Genomic DNA, 9,109 nt, shown 5'->3' with positions numbered 1-9,109 from the left:
GCCGGGCGCTCTAAGCGCGGAAAACCATGATCGCGCACTTTTTTCACGCCTTCTGGTCGATATCACCCCGTCGGGGTCGACAGCAGCCCGTCAGAAACACGCACCCCGGCGGAGCGCGAGCCGGGCAGCGTGCGCGCCCGCCATCCCGTGCGCACCCGCTCCGGGCGGCGTGGCGGCCGAGCACAGGTACACACCGGGCACCGGTGTCGCCCACGGCCGGGGCGAAAGGACCGGACGAGCGAGGAGCTGGCGCAGGTCGGCGCTGCCACCGCCGATGTCGCCGCCGATCTCGTTGGCGTTGTGCGCCGCCAGCGCCCTCGGCGGCATCGTGTGCCGGGCCAGCACGCGGTCACGGAAGCCGGGAGCGAACCGCTCCACCTGCGCCTCGATCTCATCGGTCATGTCGACGGTGGAGCCGAGCGGGACATGGCAGTAGGCCCACGCCGTATGCCGCCCGGCGGGAGCACGCGACGGATCCGCAACGCAGGCCTGCACGAACAGCACAAACGGGCGGGACGGATGCCCGCCGCGGGCCACCGCCCGCTCGGCCGCGGCGACCTCCGCGAGGGTGCCCCCCAGATGCACGGTGGCGGCACCAGCCACGGACGGGTCCCGCCACGGCACCGGAGCGTCCAACGCCCAGTCGACCTTGAACACGCCCGGCCCGTACCGGTAGCGCGCCAGCACGCGACGGTAGCCGGCCGGCAGCCGGTCGCCGGCGACTTCGAGCACCTGTCGTGGGGTCAGGTCGAGCAGCACCGCCGCTGCCGGTGGCAGCTCGGCGAGCGAGCGCACCGGGGTGGCGGTGACCAGTTCCCCGCCGAGCCTGCGCAACCGTCCAACCAGGGCGTCCGCAAGTGACTGGGATCCACCGACCGCGACCGGCCAGCCGACATGATGCGCCAACAACGCGAGGAACAGCCCATACCCACCGGTGACGGGTTGACGCAGGTCAAGCATGGAATGGGCGGCGCAGCCAGCGAGCAGCGCGCGGCCACGGCCGCCGCGCAGCGCCGCCTGGGCGAGAATGGTCGCCGGCCACAGCCCGCGGGCGCCGAACCGGGCCAGGGTGACCGGCGCCGCAGGGGGCAGATCGAGCGGGGCAAGCACATCTGCCGTAAGGCCGTCACCATCCGCGACGAGCGGAGCGAGCAACCGGCGCCACCCCGACCCGGTTCCAAGGCCCGCGTCGGTCCGCGCGACATCGCGGTGCAGGAGCGCAGCCGGCCCGTTGTCGAGCGGATGCGCGAGCGGCACCGCTGGATGCGCCCAGCGCAGGCCCTCGTCAGCCAGCGGCATCGCGCGCAGCGCCGGTGAGGCCAGCGCCAGCGGCAGCACGGTGGCGCACACGTCGTGCCGGAACCCCGGGAGGGTCAGCTCCTCGGTGCGCAGCCCGCCGCCAGCCGTTGGCGCAGCCTCGACGACCAGCACCCGCCAGCCGGCTTCGGCGAGCGTCACCGCGCCGGTGAGCCCGTTGGGGCCGGAACCGACGACGACCGCGTCGAACCCGTCCGCACCGGCCCGGCCCACTCGCCGCCTCAACGGCTTCCATGGGCGGACGATGCTGCGCCGATCCCATCCGCACGGCTCGCGGGCAGTCCCTTCACGCGCTTACAGCGTGCTGGGACCGAAGCCAGTCGAGCGAGGTCTGGGCTATCTCCCGCCAGCCGTGATCGATAGTCAGGGAATGACCGCGATCGAACTGCTTGAATTCAGTCACCGCGCTCGAGTGCCGGTAGCGCTTGAACGCGGCGCGGCTGACCGCGTCAGGAACCGTGTGGTCCTGACGGCCAGAAATGATGAGCAGCGGGCCGCGGGCCGAGTTCTTGACGTCGACCCGGGCCGGGGAGTGCGGCGCGAAGTTCGCGGCCGCGGTTTCAAACAGGGGGCGAGCCGGGGACGGGATCGTCCACATGTCGTACAGTTCGTTCGACTCCTGGCGGCTCAGCTCGTTACCGAAGCCGTACTTGAACTCGTTCCGGTTCGGGACGAAGCTCTTGGTGAGATTCAGCGGATTCCGCAGGACCGGGAAGGTGGACTTGAGCTGAGTGACGGGCAGCGGCAGCACGCCCCGGATCTGCGCGGGATCGATCGCGATCGCGGCGGCGGCCAGATTCTGGCCGAGCAGGCTCTGCGCGATGAGGCCGCCGAAGGAATGACCGATCACGATCGGCTTGGTGTCAAGGGTCCGCAGAAATTCGCCATGATGATTGATGATCTCGCCCAGCCCTTTGCCCGCCTGGGCTTCCGGGTGCGCCCGAGCCGCCTCGACTGTGGCTGCCACACCTGGCCATTCCGGTGTAAACGTCTCATAACCGGCGGCCGTGAACAGCTCGGCCCAGTTGCGCCAGCTCGTCGAGTGCAGCCACAACCCATGGATGAACACGACAGGTGCGCTCAGTACGGTCACGATCCCGCTCCCTCCCGACAAGCCCGGCACGCTGACCGACACATAGACAGAAGCATCAGTCAAAGCCGATGACGCGAGAACTGTCAAGCGCGGCGGGTGGGATTCACCCAGACCCGTCGTGGTCCGCGGCTGGCCACCGCCCCCGGACAGCCCGGACCACAACAGGATTCCCTCAGGAGCTGAACGTGTAGGTGGGGAGATTCGCGGGGACGATGTGCTGGTGAAAGCTGAAGATCTGCGGATCCGCCGGGTCGACCGTCGCGCTGGCCCAGTGGTTGAGTGAGCTGCCGAAGGTCATCACCCGGGTGAAGTTCTCGATGACGTTGCCCGCGTCGTCACTCAGCGGCTTGTCCACGGTGAAGTAGTGACTGTCGCCGTTGACAAGAACAACCGGCTTCCCGAAGTCGACGGCCGCCCGGGCGAGCAGGGCCTTGGTGTCGGCGAAGTGGTCCGTTGGGTCGACGGTCGTGCCGCCCGGGGCGGTGGGGCTGTCGCCGAACATATCGGCCTGCACAGTGATCATAATGGCCTTCGAGCCGCTCGCCTTCGCCGCCGCGAAGGAATCCCGGATCCACCGCAGGTTCGCGGCGTTACGCGCCGCATATTCCGCGTTGGCCTCGGCCTGCGGGCCGTCCTTGACATCGCCGTCGGGTATGTAGTTGTTGTTGCTGCCGGGGACGTTGACACCGACGTAGGTCACTGGGCCACGCGTCCATCGCACGTTTTCCGGGTACTGCGGGCTCTGTCTCGTCAGCTGGAGGGTACGGCGCCCCAGGCTCCGGTCATCCGGGAAGAAGACCTGGCGGAGGTAGTTCAACCGGTCGACCGAATCGAATGTGGGCCCCGCCGTGGACGGCCGGTCGCAGTCTGTCCACTCGTTGTCACCGGGAACGTAGACAACCGGGTCCCGGAACTGGTTGAACAGATTCAGGGCATATTTGTAGACATCCGGCTGACCGGCTTTCTGCGCGGAACCGTCAATGTCAGCGTAGCACGGCTCGCCACCGTTCTTGATATCACCGTCGAAGATGGAGAACGCCAGGTCGTGAGAATTCATGTCGGCGATTACATGAGGATACTGCAACCGGCCGTTGGGGCCGTATGGCATGTCGCCGAAAAGCCCGATCTCATAGTTCCGCGTATTGCGCCACCCATCTCGTCGATCGTCATCGTTCGGATTGGCACTGGCCACGCCAGCCGTCACACCGGCGGCGGCGAAACCAAGTGCGAGCACGATGGCGGTTAAGCCGACAACTCTGCGCTGAGAGGTCATGAATACCCTTTCTGAGGATGCGGCTGGCGCAGGCTCCGTACTGGAAGAAACAAAGCAGCAAAGTACGACGGACGGGTGATGGCGGGGCGAACAAACGCTGACCGGGAGATTACGGTTACCGTATTGCGCGGAATCGAAGCCTCGATTGATCAATCGTAGTACGCCCAGCGCGGCGCAAGCCACCGAAGGTAAGCAAAGCCGTGTCCGGTGGAGCGGCAGGCTGTATCGATGGTGCGGCCGCCGTAGCCTTGAGCCCATGGTCAAACGTCTGTACTTCCGCCAGCTGCTGTCCGGGCGCGACTTCGCGGTCGGCGATCCGATAGCGGCTCAGATGGTCAACTTCACCTATCTGATCGGCGATCAGGAAACTCGGGACGCGGTCGTGGTCGACCCGGCGTACGCGATCGACGACATCCTCGCCGCCCTTGCCGACGATGGTATGCGGCTCGCCGGTGTGCTGGTCACGCACCACCATCCCGATCACGTCGGTGGCGACATGCTCGGCTTCTCCCTGCCCGGCCTGAAGGATCTGCTCACCCGTGTCCAGGTTCCGGTACACGTACACCGCGATGAAGCCGAATGGGTACGGCGCACCACCGGGGTCAGCGCCACCGACCTGGTCAGCCATGACCATGACGACGTGGTCGACGTCGGCGCGGTGCCCATCCGGCTGTTGCACACCCCCGGGCACACCCCCGGCAGCCAGTGCTTTCTGGTGGACGGCGGGCGGCTGATAGCCGGCGACACACTTTTTCTGGAAGGGTGTGGGCGAACGGACTTCCCCGGAGGTGACCCCGACGCCATGTACACCAGCCTCCAGCAGCTGGCCGCGCTGCCAGCGGACCCAGTCGTCTTCCCTGGGCACCTTTACTCGGCACAGCCGTCCGCACCGATGTCGGCGGTTCGGCGTGACAATACTGTTTTCCGGCCCCGGAGCATTGAACAATGGCGGATGATGTTCGGCGGGTGACCCGCCCGACGAACCGGCGATCAGCAGCTCCCGCAACTAGCTGTATGTAATCGGATAACCCGGCACCGCTTTCGATGACCTGGGAGACAATGATGATTCCTGCTAACGCGGTGCCTGCCGATGCCATACCCACGGGCCTCGATCTCGCCGCGCTGACCGCCTACTTCGATGTACGGGTACCAGGGCGGTGCGGTCAGCTGCGCGCCGCCCTGCTGGCCGGCGGCCGCTCGAACCTGACGTATCGCGTGTGGGACGAGGCATCCAGCTGGGTGGTGCGCCGGCCCCCGCTGGGTGGGCTGACCCCCTCCGCGCATGACATGAGCCGGGAGTTCCGGGTGGTCGCCGCTCTGGCGGGGACCGACGTCCCCGTGCCCGACGCGATCGCGCTCTGCGAGGACAGCACGGTGATCGGCGCTCCGTTCTCCGTGGTCTCACTCGTCGACGGTGTTGTCATCCGTAGCCGCGAAGATCTGGACAGCTACTCCAACGCTCAGGTCGCGCAGGCTGCCTTCGGTGTGCTCAGGGCATTGGCCCGCCTGCACGCGGTACCATACGCGGAGGTCGGCCTGGCTGATTTCGGCCGGCCGGAGGGTTACCTGAGCCGGCAGGTAACGCGCTGGCGCAACCAGTGGGCCCACGTCGCCACCAGGGAACTGACCGACATCATCACCCTGCACGCCCGGTTGCGGGACGCGCTGCCGGCTGAGAGCGGCGCGGCGATCGTCCACGGGGATGTCCGGATAGACAACGCCATCCTCGACCCGGACAGCCTCGGTACCGTCCGCGCGCTGGTGGACTGGGAAATGGCTACGCTCGGCGATCCGCTCGCGGACCTCGCGCTGGCCGCCGTCTACCGTGACCCCGCCTTCGAAGCGGTGCTCGGCGGCTCGGCGGCGTCGACCAGCAACCGCATGCCAGCGGCGGACGAACTGATCGAGGCATACGCCCTGGCCGCTGGGCGAAATATGGTGAACCTTAGCTTCTACCTGGCTCTGGGCTATTTCAAGATTTCTGTGATTGCGGAGGGGATCCACGCCCGCTACCTCGGCGGAAAAACCGTCGGTGATGGTTTCGAGACGGCGGGGGCCGCTGTGCCGGAACTTGTCGCCGCCGGTCTGCGCGCCCTGCGCGCCCTGCGCTGAGGCCCTCGTCACCAGAAGCTGCGTGCGTTGACAACCTTCGGCCCACGTGGCAGAGTACTGAAATATACTTACAGCGTAAGCGCAGAAATAAAAAGAGGTAAAAGAGGCAAAAAAGAGAAAGAAGCGCACTATGACCATGAGCGCTTTGTTTATGGAAATTTCTTTCCAGCGCTGGGGCCGACGTGCGCCCGCCATCCCACCGAGGTTCCCTGGCATCGCTCCTGCCTGCGAGTAGACCGCGGCCCGTGGTCACGGACAGGACCGCCTCCCTGCCCCTGGCCACGGATCCGCTTCAATCCATTGCCGAGAGCGACCTGCGCGGAGGTGCAGCAGGCACCTCGCGTCATCGCTCACCATCCATCGCCGCGCGACGCGCGAGTGCCCCTGCTCGTCGGTTGACGTCCACCACCTCCGGTGACTCCCCGCGCCGCCTCGCGATGAACGCGCCCCCGCCCCGCTCCCTGACTCATCCCTCTGTTAGCGGGCGCTCGTACTCTGGGCAGCGATAAAAGAATCGTCCGGCGCGGGACGGCCATTATCATGTTCCCGTCGCGCCTCGTCCCGCGGCTGTGACGTTCTCGGCCTCAGGGCGTTACAGTGTGCCATATCGTGGCCCTCAGCAATCATAGCGGTAGGTTCATAGCGGGCAGATAACCAAGCACGTGCACGAGTCTCTCTCCCGTTCCGGTCCTGGACCGGTCTGAACCTGTCGTTCGCCCCGAATGACCTGGCTGACCCAGCGGGCACCTTTTCGTGCGGCCGTATGCCCAGTGAACCGAGGACGGACAACAACCATCATGGCGAAGAGCAACGGGTCCAGCACCCACCGGCCCCTCAGTCGTGAGCGGATTCTTCGTACCGCTCTTCGACTCGTCGACCGCGACGGCGTCGACGCGCTCAGCATGCGCCGTCTCGCCAGCGAACTCGGCGTGGAGGCCATGTCCCTGTATAACCACATCCCCAACAAGGCTGCGCTACTCGACGGGGTAACCAAAATCATACTGGATGAGATCAAGCCGGCGGTGGCCGCGAGCGGGCCGTGGGAGGAGCGAATCCAGGCCATAACCAGCGAGTTCCGCCGCGTGGCGCTGGCCCACCCCGCAGCCTTCATTTTGCTGGCCACCCGACCGGTGGCCTCGACAGTGGCCCTCCAGGCGTTCGAGACCGGGCTGGCTCTGCTGGCTGACGTCGGATTCGACAGCGCCACGTCCGTTCACGCGATACGCGCAATAGTCGCCCTCCACACCGGCGCCATCCTGCGCCAGCTCTCCGGCGGCGGGAGCTCGTTGATCGAACGGTCGGAGGCGCCTGAGCTGCTTGCCCAACAGGCAGCGGCGCTGCGGGCGGGCGGCTTCCCCGCGCTGGCCGCGGCCGTGCCCGACCTTGGCAGCTGCGATCATGATGAGGAATACCGATTTGGGATGGAATTGATCCTGGCCGGACTCCGCCAGCAGCTGGCCAGGCAAGAGGAGGCGCGGGTCGCATCCTGAAGCAGCCTATGATCCGCCATCTCATGGAGAGGCTCCGGCAACAGGGCAGGAGCCTCTCCGCATCACTCTCCGTACGTGACCGTGCGACGCACGGATACCTCAGCTCGTCGATCGCCACCTACCACCTCCGGTGGCTCCCCGCGCCACCTTGCGGTGGACGCGTCCCAGCCCCGCTCCTTGATCCAGCCCCGTGTCGCCAGGCACTCTAACTACACACAGGAGGCACCTGAGATGACGGAGGTCAGGGGACGCTGGCTTCGGCGTGATATGCCCCGCATTCGATCGTTCGGTGATCGCCCAGCGATTGCCACGCGATTGGGTTGAGTCGCCGGACGTCGATCGCGGTGGTCGACGACGGCAGTCGGCAGTAGACGGATGCGCAGGACAGCAGAGGCTCGGACCAAGGAGCGCTGGCGGCACCGGCTCTGGCGGTGGACTCACGAGGAGGTCCGCGTGGCGGTGGGTGAGGAGAGTCCCGGTATCTCCATGTGGCGGCTGCGAGTGGCCGCGCTCGGGTGTGCGACCGCCTGTCTGAGCGGGTATGCCATCACAGCTGGTACCGCAATGACCACCTCCGGGTTGCCAGGCCGTGCCGGTGACGGCCCGATCGTCATGGGGCCGGGAATCCGCGCTGCCGCCGCTGTCGCTACTGTGGCCGTTCCCGACGTGTTCACCGCGGCGGCTGGCAGCCCTATTCCGGCGCAGCGGTCCGGTGCCGCGGCCCGAGTTATGCCAGGCGTGGTTCGTATCGTTTCCAAGCTCGCCACACAGAATGGTTCTGCCGCGGGAACCGGCATGCTCCTGAACTCCGGTGGCGAGATACTTACCAACAATCACGTCATCCAGGACTCCGCAGGTATCACCGTGACCGTCGCCAGTACTGGTCGTGCGTATCCTGCCGCGGTAGTCGGCGCCGATCCGACCGATGATGTCGCCGTACTCCAGCTGCGCGGCGTTTCAGGGCTCACCGCGGTTCCGATCGGGGACTCCGCGAAGGTTTCCATCGGCGATTCCGTCGTTGCTGTTGGCAATGCTGAGGGCGGTGCGCCGATCACCGCCAGCGGTGCCATCACCGCCCTCAACCAGAGCATCACCGCTACCGAACCCGGTGGTGGTAATGCCGAACAGCTGACCGGCCTCATCAGAACCAACGTAGCGATCAAACCCGGATTCTCCGGTGGCCCGCTGGTCAGCGCGGCGGGTCAGGTCATCGGTATGGACACGGCTGCGACGATGTTCAACGAGTATCTGCCAGCCGGCATGCGGGCCGGGTACTCCATTCCAATCAATCATGCCATGTCCGTCGCTCGTCAGCTCGCGTCCGCCGCCTCCGCGGGTAACACGGGTGGCCATGACAGTCGTGCTGCCGCGGCCAGCGCCACGAGCAGCGCCTCGCCCGCCTCACAGGTAGCGATGATTACTGTCAGCCACGCTTCCGCCGCCGGTTTCGGAGGCAGCGGCGCCCAGGGCCGGCGAAATGGTCCGGTCGCCCCGGTCGCTCCGGTGGCCGCAATCGGAGCGGAAGCAGATCGGCGGTCCAGGCAGCCCCGGCGCCGTCTCTTCGCTTAGTGGTCGCCGCCGGAAGTTCGTCCGGCGCCAGACGGCGCCAGACGGCGCCTCGCCTCGTTTCCTGGCCCCGCGACGCCGCGTCCCCTGTCGCCGGGCCTACAACAAGCCGCCCCTACAACAAAAAGGGAGGGGTTATCCATGTCGGATAACCCCTCCCTGAAAGAAGTCCGGCGGCGTCCTACTCTCCCACGCGGTCACCCACGCAGTACCATCGGCGCAGAAGGGCTTAGCTACCGGGTTCGGAATGGAACCGGA

7 protein-coding genes and 1 rRNA gene are annotated in these 9,109 nt (G+C 66.7%); 4 read left to right on the top strand and 4 right to left on the bottom strand.

Going from position 1 to position 9,109, the window contains the following annotated elements:
* Positions 1 to 90 precede the first annotated feature (90 nt).
* From MJ777_RS18675 to MJ777_RS18665, 3 genes are all read right to left on the bottom strand, one after another.
* Positions 91 to 1,530, bottom strand: a complete 1,440-nt coding sequence (locus tag MJ777_RS18675) for an NAD(P)/FAD-dependent oxidoreductase (RefSeq protein WP_239312379.1) — start codon at positions 1,528 to 1,530, stop codon at positions 91 to 93.
* Between the two features lie 73 nt (positions 1,531 to 1,603).
* A complete protein-coding gene (locus MJ777_RS18670; protein ID WP_239312377.1) occupies positions 1,604 to 2,410 on the bottom strand; it encodes an alpha/beta hydrolase in 807 nt (268 codons plus the stop codon).
* A 172-nt stretch (positions 2,411 to 2,582) separates the two neighbouring features.
* Entirely contained in the window at positions 2,583 to 3,683 is a 1,101-nt protein-coding gene (locus MJ777_RS18665; protein WP_239312375.1) for a hypothetical protein, read from the bottom strand.
* A 256-nt stretch (positions 3,684 to 3,939) separates the two neighbouring features.
* On the opposite strand from MJ777_RS18665, the gene MJ777_RS18660 reads away from it, so the two are divergent.
* The 4 genes from MJ777_RS18660 to MJ777_RS18645 all read left to right on the top strand — a co-directional run bounded on the left by MJ777_RS18660 (position 3,940) and on the right by MJ777_RS18645 (position 8,854).
* On the top strand, positions 3,940 to 4,653 hold the full coding sequence (locus MJ777_RS18660) for an MBL fold metallo-hydrolase (RefSeq protein ID WP_239346739.1): 714 nt from the start codon (positions 3,940 to 3,942) through the stop codon (positions 4,651 to 4,653).
* Between the two features lie 92 nt (positions 4,654 to 4,745).
* Complete coding sequence (locus tag MJ777_RS18655) at positions 4,746 to 5,795, top strand: phosphotransferase family protein (protein WP_239377290.1); 1,050 nt, start codon at positions 4,746 to 4,748, stop codon at positions 5,793 to 5,795.
* Between the two features lie 797 nt (positions 5,796 to 6,592).
* Entirely contained in the window at positions 6,593 to 7,285 is a 693-nt protein-coding gene (locus tag MJ777_RS18650; protein WP_239346741.1) for a TetR/AcrR family transcriptional regulator C-terminal domain-containing protein, read from the top strand.
* Positions 7,286 to 7,738: 453 nt separating this feature from the next.
* Positions 7,739 to 8,854, top strand: a complete 1,116-nt coding sequence (locus tag MJ777_RS18645) for a S1C family serine protease (RefSeq protein WP_239312368.1) — start codon at positions 7,739 to 7,741, stop codon at positions 8,852 to 8,854.
* A 165-nt stretch (positions 8,855 to 9,019) separates the two neighbouring features.
* Here the strand turns inward: MJ777_RS18645 and rrf are convergent.
* Positions 9,020 to 9,109, bottom strand: a 5S ribosomal RNA gene (rrf, locus tag MJ777_RS18640); the annotation flags it as partial.

The organism is Protofrankia sp. Cj5 (assembly GCF_917627405.1).
Taxonomy (GTDB): Bacteria; Actinomycetota; Actinomycetes; order Frankiales; family Frankiaceae; genus Protofrankia.
The sequence above is the reverse complement of the archived record's forward strand: the minus strand, read 5'-3'. Positions and strand labels throughout refer to the sequence as shown.